Source organism: Flagellimonas oceanensis (assembly GCF_003992595.1).
GTDB classification, from domain to species: Bacteria; Bacteroidota; Bacteroidia; order Flavobacteriales; family Flavobacteriaceae; genus Flagellimonas; species Flagellimonas oceanensis.
Map to the genome: position 1 here is coordinate 1 of NZ_RZNA01000022.1, position 19,774 is coordinate 19,774.

Genomic DNA, 19,774 nt, shown 5'->3' on the forward strand with positions numbered 1-19,774 from the left:
ACACGGCGGTGGTCCCATTGGCTGACATCGCTGCGGGGGTGGATACCAATACAACGAACAGTAGCTTTTCGATAGTGGGCACGGACCTGGTAATCGAGGACAGTGAGGGCAATACGGTGAGTGCTTCTTTGGCTGACATCGCAGCGGGTGTGGACACGGATAACCAAACGGTAACGGACTTCAGCATCGTCGGCACGGATTTGAGCATTACCCTTGAGAGCGGCAACACGGCAGTGGTCCCATTGGCTGACATCGCAGCGGGAGTGGACACCAATACAACGAACAGTACCTTTTCGATAGTGGGCACCGATCTAGTGATCGAGGACAGTGAGGGAAATACGGTGAGCGCCCCATTGGCCGACATAGTAGCGGGGGTGGATACCAATACGACCAACAGCACCTTTTCTATAGTGGGCGCTGACCTAGTGATCGAGGACAGTGAGGGCAATACGGTGAGCGCCCCATTGGCTGACATAGCAGCGGGAGTGGACACCAATACGACCAACAGCACCTTTTCGATAGTGGGCACTGACCTTGTGATCGAGGACAGTGAGGGAAATACGGTAAGTGCCCCATTGGCTGACATCGCAGCGGGTGTGGACACGGATAACCAAACGGTAACGGACTTCAGTATCGTCGGCACGGATTTGAGCATTACCCTTGAGAGCGGCAACACGGCGGTGGTCCCATTGGCTGACATCGCGGCAGGAGTGGATACCAACACGACCAACAGCACCTTTTCGATTGTTGGCACCGACCTTGTTATCGAGGACAGCGAGGGCAATACGGTAAGTGCCCCATTGGCTGACATCGCAGCGGGGGTCGATACCAATACAACGAACAGCACCTTTTTGATAGTGGGCACCGACCTAGTGATCGAGGACAGCGATAACAACGCATTGAGCGTTCCATTGGCTGACATCGCGGCAGGGGTGGATACCAACACGACCAACAGCACCTTTTCGATAGTGGGCACCGACCTGGTTATCGAGGACAGCGATAACAACACATTGAGCGTTCCATTGGCGGACATCGCGGCAGGAGTGGACACTGACAACCAAACGGTGACGGACTTCAGCATCGTCGGCACGGATTTGAGCATCGCACTTGAGAGAGGCAACACGGCGGTGGTCCCATTGGCGGACATCGCAGCGGGGGTGGATACCAATACAACTAACAGCACCTTTTCGATAGTGGGCACCGACCTAGTAATCGAGGACAGCGATAACAACGCATTGAGCGTTCCATTGGCGGACATCGCGGCGGGGGTCGATACCAATACGACGAACAGCACCTTTTCGATAGTGGGCACCGACCTTGTGATCGAGGACAGCGATAACAACGCATTGAGCGTTCCATTGGCGGACATCGCTACGCAGGAAACCCTTACGAAGTTGGTAGACAACGGAGATGGTACCATTACTTATACGGATGAGGAAGGTGTCGGTTCCAATATTGATTTAGCAACAATCGTTGGGACATTGGAGACCCTTACGGAGTTGGTAGACAACGGGGATGGCACCATTACCTATACAGATGAGTATAGTGTGCCAACGGATATAGACCTGAATAATATAGTTGCCTCCGTGGAGACCTTGACCCGCTTGGTGGATAATGGGGATGGAACCCTGACCTATACCGATGAGGACGGTGTCGGCACCAATATTGATTTAGCAACCATTGTTGGAACATTGGAGACCCTGACAACTTTGGTGGACAATGGGGACGGTACGATAACCTATAGAGGTGAGAATGGGTCTGTGACCGATATTGACCTTACAACGGCTGTAACTTCCTTGGAAACCGTAACCTCGATATCACAAGATGGGGGTGCGGGAACGATTACGTATAACGATGAGAATGGAAATCCCACGGAATTGGACTTGAACGCTATGGACATAGATAATCAAGATTTAAGTCTAAGCGGTGTCAATTTGAACATCACGGATGGTACAGGTGTGGACCTGACCCAAAAAATTACGCTTCCAATGCTGGCTAGTACAACAAACCCAAACTCTGGAATTTTTTGGGATGGTTCGCAATGGCTTTACCAAAGACGGGTGAAATCAGTAAACAATATTGCTCCGGATTCAGATGGTAATGTTGCAATACCCGTGGGCAATGTGTATACCGGCCCAACGACAACAACTGCAGATATTGATGTGAATGAAATAGGAGGTACACCTAATGAAGGTGATATTTACATAGTAAATAGCTCTGCTGCTGATGCAAGCCAAGTCGGCCGAACATATATATATGATAGTGACACAACAAGTTGGGTGGAAATTGACCCCTTCAATGCCGCTTTATATGATCCAAGATATGTGAATATTTCAGGTGATACTATGGCTGGAGACTTGAATATGGGTTCAAATGCAATCACAAACCTTACAGCTCCCGTGGCAGGATCGGATGCCACAAACAAATCCTATGTGGATGGTTTTGATATTACTGATTTGATAGTCGGAAATAAAGTGGCGACCGTAACAGAAGCTGATGGAACAAGTTATGATATCAATGAAACGATTACCATGGTTTCCCAGGATAATACAACAGGGATAATCACATTTACCGATGAGGCAGGGAATACTGATGATGTTGTCAATTCCGGGGAATTATTGAATGTAGTAAGTGAAGAACCTGTGAATGGTAATGCCATCAAGGTGGGATCGGATGGAGGAGCCTATATCAATCCATTGGTAAAAGAAGTATATAGTGCAGAGTATGCAGGAGCTACATTATATGCAGATGGAACGGACAATATTGGAGTTTTGACTTCCGACAATACTGGGGCTTCAGGTAACTATATGAATTACTATGAATGGTCAAGTTCAGAGGCCACGGTACAGGATTATGATGTCATATTTAGATTTACGTTGCCCAATGATTTTGCAAATTGGGGAACAACGCCCATTGAAATTGATTTTCAGGCCCAAGGAAGCACAACATTCTCAGCATCAATGTTCCTTGAGGACGGAACATCCGAAGGAACTATCGGACCAATATCTTCTACAAATTGGACAACGACATCGATTAGCCCCACCTCCATGGGGGCTGGACAAACTGCTGTCATAATACTAAAGATGACCAGTGCAGCCAATGATGGGGACCAAAAAGTAAGGATAGGCGATATAACCCTTAATTATCTCAAATAAAACATCACTGATCATGTGGAATATTATGGTGAAAATCGTGGTGGGAATGTATAAGGTGATTTTGTTGATCTTTATTTTGCTGATGCCCTTAATGGCGGATGCAGCCATATTTACAGTGACCAATGTAAATAATTCGGGTGCCGGTTCCTTGAGACAGGCTTTATTGGATGTCAATGCTTCCGGAGCGGGACCACATACGATCAATTTTGACCCCTCATTGAGTGGACAGACCATTTTATTATCCTCAAGCTTACCGCAATTGACGGTTTCCGATGTGACCATAGATGGGGATATCGATGGTGATGGCAACGGTGATATCATCATCGATGCAGGTTCTGGCGACAATACCAGAAATATATTTTGGGCCAATGGTGGAGGGGATAATGCTACTTTCAAAGGATTCATTTTGCAGGATACCGGTTATGAACCCTTTCGTTTTGATGGCGATCCTTCGGGTATTACCATCCAAGATATCGTCTCACGCCACAATGATGGGGACTATTTCAACCAAGCCATATATTTCGAGGGGAATGCAGTTGACTTGACTGTTTTGAACTTTACCCACAATAATCCACAATCTGGCCAGAACGGTATCCGAATTACAGGGACCGCTGAAAACATTCTGATCGATGGGTTCAATTATCAAAATGGTTCGGGGGGCAGTGCCATTGCCATTCGTTTTGTTGGTGCAGCTACCAATATCACTATCCGTAATTCCATCCTTGACCTTGATCGTTTTGAATCGGACAACGATGGGGACTATGGTATATATTTCCAAAATTCCGCATCGGGCGTAACACTGGAAAATGTGACCATCAATGAGGCCGATGTGGATGGGGTCAGAATATTGGATGCAGATAATCTTACAGTTGACGGCTGCTCGTTTGTCAATTGTTACGATGGTATTGAGTTTCAAAACAATTATGCCCGTACAAACAATATTATACGGAATAGCGTCTTTGATAATAATTCAAGGGGTGGCTTGGTAATCAATGTGGCCAATGCAACCACGGAGTTTTCGATTTCGGGAAACACCTTTTCCAACCATACGACCAATAATGGCCATGGTGTCTGGTTGTACAACAATGGGGGAACAAAGGATATTGGCATAACCGATAATACATTTTTCAATAATAATGTAGGTATTTACAATGAACAGGCGGATGATGTGCTTTATTCCCAAAACTCGTTTTATAACAACCGGGTCGGAATTGACAATGTAGCCAATAATGGCAACAATGATTATGAACTTGAGGACGGGGATGTGCCTATACTAACATCTTCTGTGGATGTTGGGGGAGGCAATTACGATGTAAGTTTTACACTCCCGGACTTTTGTACCGACTGCGATGTTGAACTCTATACCAATGAAGCATCGGACGGACCATATAATGGGCGCACTTATATACAAACTGTTGGTAATCTTGCGTCTGGAAGTCATATGGTTACGGTAAATAGCGGAGGGAATACTACCGGTTTTTGGACTGCCCTGTTGACTGATAATACAAACGGCTCAACATCGGAATTTAGCGATGTTTTTAATATTATTCCAATCGGACCAGGAGGTGTTTTTGCAGGACTTCGTTTATGGCTTCGTGCGGATATAGGGACTACACCCTCCACTACAGGAACATTAACAGAATGGGAAGATTTAGCGCTATCCAATAATGCCAGCCAATTTGGCTCAGTACCATTGCCCTCTGTTATTGATGGTAGTTCTACTCTATTTAATTTTAATAAAGCTGTTGAATTTACAGCAACCAATCAAAAAATAGGGAATATTACTTCTATTACTTTAGGCACGAGTAATTATGACATCTTTAGTCTCACTAAAGAGGGTATGACGGGAACTCGATTTTTTAATATTGGCCGAAACAATACTACAATCAACGGATATAACTGGGATTCTCCTGGGTTAAATACCAATAGCAGTATTACTATTAGAAATACTGGTGGTACACTACGATATAATAACAATCCTGGTGGTGGATTCAGTACAACTATTCCTTCTATTACCTATAACAAATTTACAGATGTGTCCATAACAAAAGGGTTCAATGGAGCAGACACGGGAGGTGTAGCTACCCATGCATCAACAGGGGCGCCTGTTGGAGGATATACCATTGGGAGCAATAGGGGTACGGGAACTGGAGGAGATGATTGGGGGTTTGTAGGAACAGTCGGTGAATATATAGCCTATAACAGAAATATTTCAGCAACAGAGCGAAGACAGGTTGATACTTATTTGGCAATTAAGTATGGTATTACGCTAGATTTTAACGCAACAATTAGTGATTATTTAACGAGTGACACTTCAATTATATGGAGTGCTACAACCAATGCTGGTTATAACAATGATATTGCAGGAATAGGCAGGGATGATGATTCTGCATTGTCTCAAAAACAGTCCAGATCCGTAAATGCCGATGCCATTGTAACCATAGGCTTGGGGGAAATTGCCGACAGTAATTCAGCCAATACCAACAGTTTTTCAGCTGACAAAAACTTTTTGCTATGGGGGAACAACAATGCCAGTACGGACATACAAGATACTGAAATGCCAATTACAGCCAATGCGCTTTACCGTATGGCCAGAACATGGAAAGTACAGGAGACGGGCAGTGTAAATAATTTGACCATTGCTTTTGACGGTATTTCTGAAAGTGCCCAGGATATTGAACTATTTGTAGATACGGACGGTGATGGGGATTTTACTAATGCCATGGTCATTTCAGGAGGTTCTATGCTAAATGGCAAAGCTACTTTTAATGGGATAGATTTGAATGATGGCGATATATTCACCATAGGGTATTCCGCTGCTGCACCGGGAGGTGTTATTTCAGGATTGAATGTTTGGCTTCGAGCAGATATGGGCGTTACAGGAACCACATCGGTTTCAATCTGGGAAGATCAAAGTCCGACAGATAAGTCTGCCGATATCCCTACGGGCGACCCGGCATTGTTGAGCAATACCTTAAACTTCAATCCTGTAATAGAATTTGATGGCAACGACTATTTTTATTTCTCTGCCAGTCCTTTTGTTACCAGTTACACAGCGGCCGAGGCCATAACTGTTGTCCAAGATGACAGTGGATCGGGCAACAATGGGCATCCCTATGATTTTGGAAGTAATTCTCGGCGATTTCACTACACCCAAGGTAACATCTTGTATCAAGGTTCCTTTACCAACAATAGGTTGGGATTTAACCCGGCCAATAATACGATTTCCGATGGCAAGACCGGCGTGTCAGGGATTGTAGGGGATTTTGTGCAAACCTCCGATTGGAACATATACGGTACCTACAGTGAAACCGATAATTGGGGCATCCAGTTTAATGGACAGTTCAAGGCAACTTCGGCCAGTAATGTGGTCAGCTTTAACCTAGCTGCCGGCAATGAGCATATTGGTGCGGTAAGCGGAGCAGTATTTCATGGGAAAATAGGTGAGGTGATTTTATATGACCAAGTGCTTACCGAAACGGAACGTTTAAGGGTAAACTCTTATTTGGCACTTAAGTATGGTATTACCATCAACCAAGCAACCCCAGCAAATTATGTGGCAAGCGATGGAACCACCGTCATATGGGATGCCTCGACCAATGCCACCTACAAAAATGATATTGCAGGTATAGGTCAAGACGATACTTCGGCTTTGAACCAAAAACAGTCCAAATCCATAAATGAAGATGCCATTGTAACCATAGGTTTGGGTGAAATTGCCGAAAGTAATTTGGCCAATACCAACAGTTTTTCAGCTGACAAAAACTTTTTGTTATGGGGGAATGACGATGGTGACACCTCATTACAGACCACGGACATGCCCCTTAGTGCCTCTGCGGTTTATCGTATGGGACGGGAATGGAGCGTACAAGAAACAGGAGCTATTTCCAACCTTAACATAACGTTTGACATCAACCCATCAGCAATTGACCCGGAGCTATATATAGATTCTGATGGGGATGGGGATTTCACTAATGCCACTGTTGTTGCCGGTACGGTTGTGGACGGAAAGGCTGTTTTTTCAGGCATAGATTTAAATGATGGGGATCTGTTTACGATAGGCTATTTTATTGCTTCTCCAGGAGGGGTAATCAATAATCTTGCGGCATGGTATAAGTTCAATGAAGGGGTTACGAGCGCTGGCGAAGGAACCGGAGTGTCCGGCATCATGGATATGAGCGGAAATGGGTATGACCTTTCTGAAGGGAGCGGAGGGTCTCAACCTACCTATGTGGAGAACAGCTTGAATTTCAACCCTGGAGGCAATTTTGATGGAGGGAATGACCGTTTGAACGGAAGACACCTTAATTTTGTAGAAGAAACCGACCCCGTAACCATGATTTCGGTTTCCGTACCTACCTCATTCGGAGGGGAAAGACGCACGATCAGTGTCGGTGGAGGTTATGATCGTCCTGGACTTGGGTATCAAGGAGCTGGAGGAAATATGCAAATACGGGTGACCGAGGGCAGTCCTGTCACGGTGGAACATTCAGTAGCTTTGACCCTGAACACCCCCTACATCTTACTTAGCTCCGTTACCAACGGTTCAAACCCTGGACAAGCGTTAATGTCATACAATGGATTGAACAATGAGGAAACTACCGTCATGTCAGATGGTATTTATCCATTGGCCAATGCTGCTTCCGAAGGTTATATAGCTTTAGGTAATGAACCTAATACATATTCAGATGATCATGTCGGCTTTATCAATGAGGCCATCATTTACAATCGGGTTCTTGAACCCTATGAAAAGGAACGCGTCTATTCCTATCTCGCCATCAAATATGGCATAACCCTGAACCAAGATTATTATGCAGGGAATTGGGATGGCTCAACGGGAACACGGCTTTGGGATATGACTTTCAATGCCTTGTACAACAATGATATCGCGGGTATTGGTAGTGATGATAGCTGGGCCTTGAATCAGAAACAGTCCCAATCGGTTAACGGGGATGCTTTGGTAACAATTGGTCTGGAAGGGATAGAAGCCGACAATGTTTCCAATGTCAATGCCTTTGATACAGAAAGTAGCTTTTTGGTCTGGGGGAATAACGATGGTAGTACAAGTGCGGTAAATGCAGGAATTCCGCCGGTTTTTGCCGAAAAGCTAACAAGGAACTGGTTGATTGTGGAAACAGGTTCGGTCGAGGAGGTCTTGGTCCGAATCCCAAGTGCACTGGCCAATGGTTTTGTAGATGCTTCAGATTTGGCCTTAGTGGTAGCGGATGATGAAAATTTCACCTTCAATGTACAAAGTGTTCCCTTAGTTCAAAACGGAAGCTATTTAGAAGCCTTTTTCAATTTTGAGGGGTCCAAGTATTTCACTTTTGGAATCATAAGTTCAGGTGACTACATGAGACATGGAAAATATTTTCAAGGAGGAGAAGAAAAACCAATGAAATTCTAGCATCAATGGTTCCTTAAATGTTGTTTGGTTGACAATAATTTGACTGTGGTTATACCAATGCTAGGCAAGAGAGGAGCAAGGGGGTAGGGAAACCTCCCTTCCCCATCCTCTCTTAAAAAACATTATAAAATGGACAAAAAGAGAAATTTGGTATTGCTCGTCGCACTATGTGTCGGCTCTTTTATTTGGGGGCAAACCTCCAATACAGGTTTGTTGACCATTTTGCCAGATACGGAGGTCAGTGTCCTGGACAATCTCGAGAACACTTCTTCGGCAATGCTTTACAATGATGGTCAACTCTATCTTTCGGGCAATACTTTAAATGAGGGGGATTGGACCTACTCTCTGGATACGGGCACAACGCATTTTGTTGGACAAGTGAATCAGCTTGCTACAGGGGGGCAGATGTATGAATTATACAATACCGCATTCGATATGATCGGTGATTCACCAGAGATTATTGTAGATGCTACCTGGAGTTTGAATGGGAACTCCAATTTCATCAACGGTGTAGTTCAAAACCGCTCAGAAGGTGGTGTTGTGGTTTTTGAAATCGGAGCAACCCACGAGGGCGCTTCCAATACCAGTTTCATAGATGGAACGGTTCTAAAATCGGGTGGAGAAGGATTTGATTACCCGATTGGACACCTTGGCCACCACCGTAATGGGGAAATTACAGGAACAGGCAATCCATCAGACCTGATATCGGCCATGTATTTCTTGGACAATAGTAATGATGTCCATCCCCATGATCTTGCTGTTGGGGTTATTGAATTTATTGATGACAAGGAATATTGGGTAATGGATCCATTGGAAGGAGCAGAGTTTGTTTTCTTGACCCTTGGATGGAATGAAGACACTACGGCACAAGAATTGCTTGAAGACCCTTCTTCAATACATATTGTTCGCTGGGATTCCGATTTGGGCCTTTGGGTGGACGAAGGTGGGGTGGTGGATGAAAACAGGGGAACCGTTACCACGATTTCCGAGATTTCAGGCTATGGCATGTTCACTTTGGCAAAGGTCAAAAAGGAGGAAGTCCTCGCAGAGGGATTGGTCGTGTACAATTCCGTTACACCCAATCAAGATGGGACCAATGATTTCTTTTTCATAGATGGTATTTCAAAATATCCAGATAATGAATTGGTGATTTTCAATCGTTGGGGCACCAAGGTATATGAGACGAAGGGATATAACGAAACAGACAACGTGTTTCAAGGCTACTCACAAGTGCCATCAACCTACCGGGTCGAAGATAAATTGCCCGCAGGAACTTATTTCTATGTCCTGCGCTATAGTTATGAAGGTGGAGAAGGAACCCCTAAAATGCAGAAAAGAGCTGGATATCTATATATAAACACGAATGATTAATTGATTATGAAGATAAGAGTAAGTCCTATCCTTTCCATTTTGTTTTTGTTGTTATCCGGAACGATATCCGCTCAACAGGAAATACAGTTCACACAATATATGTACAATACGGTCTTGGTCAACCCTGCTTACGCCGGAAGTCGGAACGCTCTGAATATAAGCGGAACTTACCGTTCGCAATGGGTTGGCTTGGAGGGTGCCCCCCGAACACTTTCTTTTTCTGCCCATGGACCGGTACGAAACCGGTTGGCACTTGGCATTTCAGTGCTCAGGGATGAGATAGGGCCCGCCATTGAATCTTCCTATGTGATGGATATGTCGTATACCTTGGATTTACGAAGGGTAAGGTTGGCATTCGGACTTAAAGCGGGTATGTCCAACTTGGATGTTGATTTCAATCGATTGAATACATATGATCCAACGGATGTGGACCTTTCCCAAAACATAAATCAGATTTCGCCCCAGTTCGGTGTGGGGGCATACCTTTATTCCCAACGCTGGTATTTGGGCATCTCCTCCCCAAATGTCCTGCAAACGGACCACTACGATCAGGTAGCGGTATCAACCGCTTCGGAGCGCTTGCATCTATATACCATAACCGGCTATGTTTTTGGGGTTGGCGATAATATAAAGATCAAGCCTGCCGCGCTATTGAAAATGGTTTCGGGATCTCCATTGTCATTGGATATTTCCGCTAATGTAATGCTGGATGAAAAACTGATATTGGGAACATCCTACCGCTGGAATGCCTCCATTAGTGCCATGGCAGGTTTTCAATTGAGCGATGATCTTATGTTGGGCTATGCCTACGACTTTGATACCACTGAAATTTCAACGTATAATTCGGGATCCCACGAAATATTTTTACGATTTATGATCTGGAACAGAAGAAGTGGTAAGGTTTCCCCTAGATTTTTCTAAAACCCATAAAGTCACATGAAAAAAATAATTCAAGCTATTCTTATTTTAAGCGCAACGCTTTCCATGGGTCAAGAACTTAAATTGGAGAAGGCCACGGCGGATTTTGATCAATTGAACTATATCGATGCAAAGGAAATCTATCTTCAAGTGGCGAAAAAGGGATATGGATCCGAGGAAATGTTCAAAAGACTTGGCGATATATATTATTTTAATGGCGACTATGGGGAGGCTGAAAATTGGTACCATAGACTTTTTGATGAATATGAGGTTTCAGACCCTCAGTATCTTCTTCGTTACTCTCAAACATTGAAATCCCGTGGCAATGATAGCTTGGCAGCTAAGACCTATGACACTTTTTTGGAGAAATCGGGTGTACTGGATGATGACCTGGCTTCCTCGGTGGACTACAGGCAAATCATAGCAAAAAATTCGGGCCGCGTCGATTTAATTCCAATTCCCTTTAATTCGGATGATATTGACTTTGGCACCTTTGTGCAAGGGGACAATCTTTATTTTTCATCTTCCAGGAGCAAAGGCCGTACAAAGGTCATAGACACATGGAGCAGCTATCCTTTTTTGGATATTTATGAGGTAAGAATAAAGAGCGGGGATTTCGAATTTGGAAGACCCAAACCAATCAAAGGAACCATAAACGAAAAGTTTCATGAGTCTACCCCGGCCCTTACCAAGGATGGGTTGTCCATGTATTTTACCAGAACCAATACATCCCCAAAAATTGAAAGGAAAAAGCGGGAAGTTGACCATTTGAAAATTTACAGGGCCACCCATGTCAATGGGAAATGGAAGCAAATAGAGGATCTTTCAATCAATGGAGACAATTATTCAACGGCACATCCAACACTATCTCCAGATGGCAATATGCTTTATTTTGTCAGTGATATGCCTGGAGGCATTGGGGAAACGGATATATATTCCGTGGTTATCAATGCAGATGGTAGTTTGGGAAAGCCGGTTAATCTTGGACCTTCCATCAATACCAAAGGAAGGGAGTCATTTCCTTTTATTACACAGGATTACGGTCTTTATTTTGCTTCTGACGGTCATTTTGGGCTAGGGGGCTACGATATTTTCTATGTAGACCTTAGGTCATCCAAAAAGGGACTGTACAATCTAGGAGAGCCTACCAATGGGCCTTTTGACGACTACGGTTTTTGGATGGACGATACGACAAAAAAAGGGTTCTTCAGTTCCAATAGGGATGGAGTGGACAATATCCATGGTTTTGTGGAAAAGCAGTCGGTAACAGCTGCTTTTGAACAAGAACTCTCGGGAATCATCTCCGATACCAAAACAGGAGAACCTATAGAAGGCGCAAAGATTACCTTATTGGAAGATAATCTCAATATCTTGGAAAGTGCCCGTACCAATGCCAAAGGAACCTATGATCTCATAAGAAATATCAGAGAGGACTATACCATCAGGGTGGATAAGGAAGGGTATGATAGTACTGACAAATATGTTCCCAAAGGACTTGGGTCCCCTCTTAACCTTATGATGAACAAGAGTTCATTCAAATCCATTTCAGGAGAGACCGATGCGGATTTATCGGATGTGCTCAATTTGAACAAGATTTACTTTGATTTCGATGACTACTCCTTAACGGATGATTCCATGGTTGAACTGGAGAAAATAGTTCAGGTACTGGAACTACACCCGGACATCAAAATTTCAATAAGATCCCATTCAGATAGCAGGGGAACGGCATCCTATAATCTGAAGTTGTCAGAGAAAAGAGCCAAAGCCACCTTTGATTACTTGGTGGAAAACGGTATTCCGGCATCTCGATTGAAATACGTGGGGCTTGGAGAAAAGTATTTGTTGAACGATTGCGGTAAGCGAGATGATTGCTCCGAGAAGCAACATCTCATCAATAGACGTACGGAATTCATAATTGGCCATGATGCCCATTTTGATCTTGAGGAAAACGGTTCTCAAAAAAGCAGTGATGATGAAGCAGATGAATGGCAACTGGAAGAAGATGTAAAGAAGGGATTCTATTTGATCGCAAATGCTTTTAAAACGGAAAAGTATTTCAAATCATTCATGGCTCAATTACAATACAAAGGATTGCGGCCAGGTGCTTTTAGAAAAGATTCTTTTCTGTATGTCCACTTGGGATACTTTGAAAATTTTGAAGAAGCAAAAAAAGAATTAAATCGATTGAAAGAAAATGTTTATCAGGAAAAGCTTTGGGTTTATGAAGTAGAATGAGTTGTGGTTAGGAATCCACTGATGGGTTCGTCAACATAATGGAGTCTTGATTTTCCAAGTGTGATAGCAGGTTTGGTCGGAAGTTTAATTAAAATGGAGCCATACGCTGAACTGTATTTGATGCCATTCCTTGGGTTCATCTTTTTTGTAATCCAAGCTTATTTGGCAAGGCAAGGCAATTACATTAATTACCTTTTTGGAATTTGTTCCATTTTAATCCATATGTGGCTTTTTTGGGAATCTCGATTGTATGGAGAGATTTTGATGACACTTGTTTTTTTGTGCGTAATCATTTACGGTTGGATTAGTTGGGTCAAAAGAAAAGGACAATGGGCATCTTCGATTACATATTCTACCTGCCATGAGCATAGGGTTTCTAACCTGATCGTTATGTGCTGTCTTTGTTTCTTTTCATATGTACTACGTCAGCATACTAACTCCGTGGAGCCCTATTGGTATGCGATGGTTTGCGCTTTTGCCTTTACGGGTATGTGGTTGATGGCCAAAAACAACATAGAGAGTTGGATTTATCTCAATATTGGCGGTTTGATGGCAGTCCCTCTTTTTGTGTACAGGGGTTTGTACATTTTTGCTGGCCTGACCGCCGTATTTTTGGCCATTGGTATTTCTGCATACGTCAGGTGGAAAAAAAGAATGAACAATAGCGGCGAGGACAAACTTGTGAAAACCTGAGAAATGGACTTGTTTGGATATTGACTTCCCACTGAGAATTCCATTGAGCAAACTACAATTGGTAAAGAATACTTTCATGACAAGGGAGGAGGACTACGGATATACCATAACATTAACTCTTATGATCAGCTTTATGTGCCGGTTTAAGGATATTTGCAATCATGAAGGATTAACCGCTTACAAAAGTTCACAAGTCGGCAATATTTTGAAATCAATAAGTGATAGCCCAAATAAAACCAAGGGCGGGAAAAAGGTTCGATTTTTTTTGCCACTTTTGATTTCCGAATCAATTAGTGTCAATAGCAGTCCATTTTGATCTGACCTTTGTTCTGATAGTAACTCAAATCCCTTGCCAAGTGGTATTTGCAAATGCTTTTCAGTTCGCTCATGACTTCACGCTGCATGGCGATAGAACCACAGATCATAGCATACCCCCCTTTGTTTAGGGTTCTGGCAACTTTGTCCCCATCTTTTTTTATCAAATGTTGTACATAGACCTTTTCGGTCTGTGCACGGGAATAAGCAGGGGAAAAGCTTTGAAGTCTTTTTCTGCGCTTTGCCTCATCAATATAAGGTCGGTAAAGCTCGAATGATTCAGGTGTTCTACCCCCCCAGTACAAGTGCATTTTCCGTTTGGGGGTATTGGTGGCGATCATCCCCAAAAAAGGTCCGATGCCCGTACCCGTTGCTATGAGCACGACATCCTTTGTGTTGTTGGGCAAGTGGAAATGTCTGTTTTTGGCCACTGCCGCGCTCAAAACCTGACCTTCCTCGAGCTGACCCAAAAGATTGGAACAAATCCCGTTGGGATGTTTTTTGACACTGATCGCCAATGTGTTCTTTCCAAAGTGGCCAATGGAGTAAAGACGCTCGCGCCCATCTTCTTTCGGCGTTATGGATAGGAGGTCGCCCGAGACCGCTCTTCTGCCTTTCACATCCCTTAGCGTGAGTAGAAAGGCGCTTCCCCCTTCGAGCTCAGACCTATGGATCACCTCAAAATCTGAGACCCGGTTTTTGGTAAGTGAAATCTTTGGTTTTTCAAGCTGGAGTGTCAAGCCCATTGTGGGAGCCCAACGGTTTGCCCAATTTGAAAAAGACTCGAAGGATTGGTCGTTCACGGTGTGAACCCCTTCCATGGCACTTGATTTTGGGAGGCTTTTCAAGGCCCCGAATGCTTCATGGGCAAATTGGCAATAATTAGGATAGGCCGTGGATCCAAATCCGACAATGGAATAGGTAAAGGGGCGGTTCTGTGGTGTTTTTTTCAATAATTCGAGAAACCGATTGGCGCTCGCGGGCGCTTCCCCCTGGCCATAGGTAGCGGTAAAAATCGTGAGGTGGCTCATTGTTTTGAACTCGCCATAGTCGTTCATCAAGCCCAGGAAACTCTTAGTTCCGGCCTTCAGCAATTGCCTGTGGAATTCTTGGGCGTATTGCAATGTGGTGCCCCCCTCTGTCCCGACCAATATAATATGGTCACAGTCATTTTTGGCATGGTTGTTCTTGATTCGGATTCTGGGCCTCTTAAAGTAAATGATAAAACCGGTGATGATCAAGAAGGGAACGGACAGGCTACCAAGGCCTAAAATGCCGCTCCAAACAATGCTGCCTTCCCCAGTGTGCAGAACCGTCGCCCAAGAGGAAGCAATGGCCGCGAATGGATATTTCTTTTCGGTAATGACCTCCCCATTGAATTGGTTCATTAGAATCTCCCTGTCCTTAAGGCGGAGGGTATAGTAGTCCTCCACAAATTCCGAAAATGGATATTCCAACTCCCTTAGCTCTCCCAGGTAGGTGTTGTTGAGCAGGGCATACTCTTGGAGGGATTTGTTCGGCATGTCCGTCAACGATTCATAATCCACCTTGTGCACCATTTGTTCCTGTGGTATCAGGTTGAAACGGAGCAGGGACAGGTAAACGCCAGATAGGGAGAGGATGACAATGGGCAATAAGGTTATACGGGAGAATACCACATGGTTGAACTGTGAAAAGTTTTCGTGTACCACAGGGGCGAAAAAGTACCTGATGCCCCCTTGTCTTTTGGCAATCAGAACAATGCCGGACACAGCGATCAGGACCAGCAATAGGGATGTCGATCCGATGAGCAGACGACCAGGTGTTTTGAGGAACAAGGAACGGTGTAAACTGGTACTGAACTGAAAGATAGGGGCCCTCTCAATAAGTGCTCCCAATCTTTCCCCGCTGAATGGGTCGACATAAAATCGTTCGTCATTACCATCAATAATGGCCGAGACGCTGACAAAACCATTACGATCACGTGAAATGGAAAGAATTTCATCGTATTCGGCATTAAGGTTAGTCAGTGTCTCGGTCAATGTAAGCCCGTCCGCACCATCAATACGGTATGGACGTGCTTTGTTCGATATGGGCTCTACCGCCAGGATAACCCCTGTAACCGATGCGACCAGCAAAAACAAAGAAGATACAATAGCCAGAATCAAATGGCAATAGCGCCATACCGAAAGAACCATAGGGGATTGATATCAATTTGGAACCATTCGTATATAACGGATGTACCCCTTTCCTTCTACCTTGTTCCTAATGGTTGATGAGTTGAGGGCTATCTCTGCATCCACGGTGTAGTATTCTTGGTTTTCTACTGCGGATTCAAATCGTATTTTGTGACCGTTGTCCACCTGGGATGAATCCACGGCCAAAGAGATGATGTTCCTTTCCCCATTGCCCACGGTAGCACCTGTGACGGCGTCTATGTTTTCATTGGCCCCATGGCTGAAAGCCCACCATTGCTTAAGGTCCGGGAACCATTCCGGATCGTCCCCCTGTACATACAAAGTCTTGACATAATTGCCTTGTTCATCGATCAGGGAAACCACGACATACGCTTTTTCGCCTGAATAGTTGGCCATTTGTATCATACACTTGTAGGATACCGTTGATGGTATTCGCACAAAGGAAGATGAACATAAAAAAATCAAGGCTATTGTAAAGAGTGAAGGTAATCTGTTTGTTTTTCTTTTCATGGTTGTTGGATTAATTGAGAAAGTCCAGGCTTGCGTTGTTGCTGGCCAACAATTCATTCTCTTGGGCCAAATCGTATGCGGTTTCTCCAAAATCGGTAGTGGCGGTGAGATCGGCGCCTTTGGCGATCAAATACTTTAGTATCTCGGTATTACTGGATTTCATGGCGGCATAATGCAAAACCGTGTTTCCTTGACCGTCTTTTGCATTGATGTCCGCACCAAAACCTTCGACCTTTTTCAGCAATCCCAAATTGTTTTTGGCGATGGCCAAATGCCAGATGGTACTCTTGTCCGCTTGACGCTCGTTAAAATCAAACCCCGTCTTGCGCATTGCCTCGACTTTCTCATCAAAATCGCGAGGGTTGCCGCGTGTGGCAAAAAGATAGTAGGCCAAATTGTATCCCTCGTTGTCCAATACATTGGTTTTGGCCCCTTTGGAGATCAAGTGGTTTACAACCTGCGCACTGTTGTTCTGTATGGCCAACGTTAATGCGGAGTGCCCTTCTTGGTTCGTATGGTTGATGTTATCCGTTTTTTCTGCCAGATATTCGATCACTTTCAAATTGTTTCGCACGGCAGCGTTCAATAAGGGGGTGTTTCCCTGGTTATCGGCTGCGTTGGGATCAACGCCCTTGTCGATGAAATGTGCGTAGATGGCCAGATTGTCTGAGGATCGGGAAAGGTTGTGCAAAGGTGTTGTGCCTTCCCGGGAAGTAATGTTGGCATCGAGTCCAAGCCCTTCGAGATATTTGAAAACCTCAATGCCATTACCGGTCCCTCGGCCGCCTCTACTGGCGAAAAGAATGGCGTTTTCATTGGTTTTTGTGTTTTTTTCGGTGGAAACCCCTCTGGATACAAGAGCTTTCAATACATCGATATTTCCACCTTGGGCGGCAATGTTGAATATGCCGTTTCCGTGATCATCCGTTGAATGAAGGCTAAGTCCTTTACGTACGAAATAGTCAATGAGATCAAGGTTTTTAGCCCTTGGAGCGGCCACCAACAGTACATTGCGGCCATCATGGTCTTTTTCATTCTTCAGGTCGGCCCCGTTTTCGATAAGGAAATCATAGATTTCCGGATCGGTTTGTCCCCCTGCGGCCGTAAATTGGGTCAAGGAGTATCCATGGGAATCTTTCAAATCCGTTCGGGCCCCTTTTTTGACCAAGTATTTCATGATCTTTAGGTCTCCTCTGGACGCTGCCCAAAAGATATAGGTCCTAGAATCGTGCGTGCGTTTGTTGACATCATTGCCGTTTTCAATAAGGTGATGGATTGTGGCCACCGGATTTCCGGAAAAAATGGCAAAGGTCGTTGGGTCGAACCCACCTCGGTTGGCTTCGGTAATGGAGTGTCCCTCGGCGATCTTGACGTCAATGTCGTCGATGCTTGGGTGTGAGGCCCAATATTCCCTATCCATGAATGGATTGTCATCAATTTCCTGGGCGGCACCGGTGGCGGAGGCCATCAGGACCATGGTTCCGAGAACGATGGATTGTATGGTATGTATTTTCATTTTTGATTCTTTTTGGATTTTTCGAATGGAATTGTTCCCGTAGTGGAAAAACTCTGTGGGGGTAATTACCCCCACAGAGCCTAAATCTTCAAAATGAAGCTGCAAAGGTTTAGAAGGTGCCGATAAAATGGCTTCCTTCCACATTGACCAATTCAGCACCTTGGATGACCTCACCGGTTTCGGTATCGATCACGTAAATGTTTCCGTTTTCCCCAACAGGTGCCTGGGTCACATAAATTTCCGTTCCATCGACCACGAAACCTTGATATTGGAACAGGTAAAAGTCCGGGTCATAAGGAATGGCATCGATCCTTTCAGCAGTTTGCGCCTCTAGATCGATCAATGCGAAAAACCCTTGTGCCCCTGCGACACCTTCAGCGGAACCTGCATGGCGGTACGCCAAGACTGCTTTTCCGTTTGAGGCTGGCCTCCAGGCCAGTATGTAGGCGTCTTCCACACCCAAGGCCTCGTCCAAATTGAAATCATAGGAGTCGTCGTATTGGTTGTCCGCATCTATTTTTAGGATGTGGGAGCCTTCTGGGTCCCCTTGGTTGGCCTGATAGACGCTTCCGTTGTAAAGAAATGCATTGATACTGCGGTATCCGTTCGTATTGCCATGTCCCACAGTGGATGTGATCACGGATGGGTTCAACAGTGATGGGTAGTCCAATACTATGGTCTTAGATCCCAAAATCTCATAATCACTGTCCCTTTCAGCAGTTTCAGGGTCCACCTTGCTCAATCGAGCGCCGATATAAAGTTTGTCCCCGGCATCGTTCAGTACGGGCATATCGATTCTCGATATATAGTAACCATTGGCCTCTTCTTCTGCGCTTAGGGCGATACTGTGCTCTTGGAACTCATTGATCTGTGAATTGGCCAAATCCAGGGTCAGAACACCCATGGTCGCTTCGGTACGAAGGTAATTGCCCTCTTCATCGAATTGATGTTCCGTGGAAACATATACGGCCGAGCCGGTCTGGTCGCCATCGAACAATTTGATCCATCTTGGGGCCGATCCCACGTAAGGGGCAATACTGATTTCCGTTCCCGTCTGTGCAAAATCCTGACCACCTTCCACAGTGTACTTGGTGTAATTGCCACCGGTATCCCCGGCATAGCTGATATTGAAGATGGTGTTCCCGTCCTCGGAGGACTGTAGTCTGGCTGTTCTGTTGGATGGAACGATGAACCCATTGTCAAAGGGCTCAACGGATATGGTTGGATCTTTTGCATCTTCGCTGTCAATGGCATAGATCAATGTTCCCCCGTTTCCGTCACCTGGGTTTTCCCCCATTCTGGCCGCGGCAACAGTGATCCACCTTGTTTCTTCCACTGGTTCGCCATCGCCATCGCCATCGCCGGGAGGTGTAGTGCCCCCGTTGTCGTCACTACTGCATGAGGCACAAAGCGCAACTATCATAAAAACAGATGCTAAAAATTTAATGTTCAAAAATTTACGTTTCATTTCAAATGA

Annotated in this window: 10 protein-coding genes; 6 read left to right on the forward strand and 4 right to left on the reverse strand. The window is 44.8% G+C overall.

From position 1 onward, the window contains the following. From EO132_RS19200 to pnuC, 6 genes are all read left to right on the forward strand, one after another. A partial coding sequence (locus EO132_RS19200; protein ID WP_164732290.1) for a beta strand repeat-containing protein occupies window positions 1–3,155 on the forward strand: 3,155 nt, incomplete at its 5' end. Window positions 3,156–3,168: 13 nt separating this feature from the next. Next, the gene (locus EO132_RS06415) at window positions 3,169–8,562 is read left to right on the forward strand and encodes a DUF8202 domain-containing protein (protein WP_127137092.1); all 5,394 of its coding nucleotides are present in this window, start codon (window positions 3,169–3,171) and stop codon (window positions 8,560–8,562) included. Window positions 8,563–8,691: 129 nt separating this feature from the next. Continuing rightward, complete coding sequence (locus EO132_RS06420) at window positions 8,692–9,933, forward strand: gliding motility-associated C-terminal domain-containing protein (protein WP_127137093.1); 1,242 nt, start codon at window positions 8,692–8,694, stop codon at window positions 9,931–9,933. A 6-nt stretch (window positions 9,934–9,939) separates the two neighbouring features. After that, window positions 9,940–10,854, forward strand: a complete 915-nt coding sequence (locus EO132_RS06425; protein WP_127137094.1) for a PorP/SprF family type IX secretion system membrane protein — start codon at window positions 9,940–9,942, stop codon at window positions 10,852–10,854. Between the two features lie 15 nt (window positions 10,855–10,869). Continuing rightward, window positions 10,870–13,086 carry an OmpA family protein gene (locus EO132_RS06430; protein WP_127137095.1) on the forward strand — a complete coding sequence of 739 codons (2,217 nt, stop codon included), beginning with the start codon at window positions 10,870–10,872 and terminating at the stop codon, window positions 13,084–13,086. Between the two features lie 120 nt (window positions 13,087–13,206). After that, complete coding sequence (gene pnuC, locus EO132_RS06435) at window positions 13,207–13,779, forward strand: nicotinamide riboside transporter PnuC (RefSeq protein ID WP_235856396.1); 573 nt, start codon at window positions 13,207–13,209, stop codon at window positions 13,777–13,779. 296 nt (window positions 13,780–14,075) lie between these two features. On the opposite strand, the gene EO132_RS06440 is transcribed toward pnuC, so the two are convergent. The 4 genes from EO132_RS06440 to EO132_RS06455 all read right to left on the reverse strand — a co-directional run bounded on the left by EO132_RS06440 (window position 14,076) and on the right by EO132_RS06455 (window position 19,765). Continuing rightward, entirely contained in the window at window positions 14,076–16,271 is a 2,196-nt protein-coding gene (locus EO132_RS06440) for a PepSY domain-containing protein (RefSeq protein WP_127137097.1), read from the reverse strand. A 12-nt stretch (window positions 16,272–16,283) separates the two neighbouring features. After that, entirely contained in the window at window positions 16,284–16,781 is a 498-nt protein-coding gene (locus EO132_RS06445; protein WP_127137098.1) for a DUF2271 domain-containing protein, read from the reverse strand. 10 nt (window positions 16,782–16,791) lie between these two features. Beyond that, entirely contained in the window at window positions 16,792–18,297 is a 1,506-nt protein-coding gene (locus EO132_RS06450; RefSeq protein WP_205780326.1) for an ankyrin repeat domain-containing protein, read from the reverse strand. 109 nt (window positions 18,298–18,406) lie between these two features. After that, window positions 18,407–19,765 carry a hypothetical protein gene (locus tag EO132_RS06455; RefSeq protein ID WP_127137100.1) on the reverse strand — a complete coding sequence of 453 codons (1,359 nt, stop codon included), beginning with the start codon at window positions 19,763–19,765 and terminating at the stop codon, window positions 18,407–18,409. Between the last annotated feature and the right edge of the window lie 9 nt (window positions 19,766–19,774).

Bases quoted from the DNA above. Each gene is read 5' to 3' on its own strand.
- EO132_RS06415 (WP_127137092.1), top strand. From the start codon at position 3,169: ATGTGGAATATTATGGTGAAAATCGTGGTGGGAATGTATAAGGTGATT.
- EO132_RS06420 (WP_127137093.1), top strand. From the start codon at position 8,692: ATGGACAAAAAGAGAAATTTGGTATTGCTCGTCGCACTATGTGTCGGC.
- EO132_RS06425 (WP_127137094.1), top strand. From the start codon at position 9,940: ATGAAGATAAGAGTAAGTCCTATCCTTTCCATTTTGTTTTTGTTGTTA.
- EO132_RS06430 (WP_127137095.1), top strand. From the start codon at position 10,870: ATGAAAAAAATAATTCAAGCTATTCTTATTTTAAGCGCAACGCTTTCC.
- pnuC (WP_235856396.1), top strand. From the start codon at position 13,207: ATGCCATTCCTTGGGTTCATCTTTTTTGTAATCCAAGCTTATTTGGCA.
- EO132_RS06440 (WP_127137097.1), bottom strand. From the start codon at position 16,271: ATGGTTCTTTCGGTATGGCGCTATTGCCATTTGATTCTGGCTATTGTA.
- EO132_RS06445 (WP_127137098.1), bottom strand. From the start codon at position 16,781: ATGAAAAGAAAAACAAACAGATTACCTTCACTCTTTACAATAGCCTTG.
- EO132_RS06450 (WP_205780326.1), bottom strand. From the start codon at position 18,297: ATGAAAATACATACCATACAATCCATCGTTCTCGGAACCATGGTCCTG.
- EO132_RS06455 (WP_127137100.1), bottom strand. From the start codon at position 19,765: ATGAAACGTAAATTTTTGAACATTAAATTTTTAGCATCTGTTTTTATG.